We start from the raw sequence: 500 nt of genomic DNA on the forward strand, positions 1-500 counted from the left end.
TCTCAACCAGATCCTATTGTTGTTAATTATTCTACAGTACCTATTACTTGTACTGCTGGAGGTGTATCTCAAGGATCAGTGATTGTGGATAGTGTAACTGGTGGAACTGCTCCTTACGACTATAATGTTACAGGAACTAACGGTTATGATGTTACAGAAAATAATGCCTCAGGTTCTACATCTATTAGTTTTGATGTTGTAGATTTCGGATTATATCAAATTAATGTGGTAGATGCTAATGGTTGTTCTGTATTAATACAAGATGTATTAGTCGCTTCTCCACCAACAGATTTAGACATTGTTATTAATACAACAGCTGATTGTGATCCTACTATAGGAGGAGAAGCTATTGTTACAGTAAATACTACATTGGCTGGTTCTGGTCCTTTCTATTTTGCTATTTATGATGGTACTATACCTCCTCCTCCACCAGGAGCTCCTTGGCAATTAGAAACCTCTCCTGGTTCTATAACTTTTACAGGTTTAACAACTGGAGTATT

1 protein-coding gene is annotated in these 500 nt (G+C 36.6%); it reads left to right on the forward strand.

The features are described from left to right. Nucleotides 1-500 (forward strand): hypothetical protein (locus Q0997_RS20320; RefSeq protein ID WP_299892559.1); only part of this gene is annotated, 500 nt, incomplete at both ends.

Source organism: uncultured Lacinutrix sp. (assembly GCF_947500325.1).
Lineage (GTDB): Bacteria > Bacteroidota > Bacteroidia > Flavobacteriales > Flavobacteriaceae > Lacinutrix.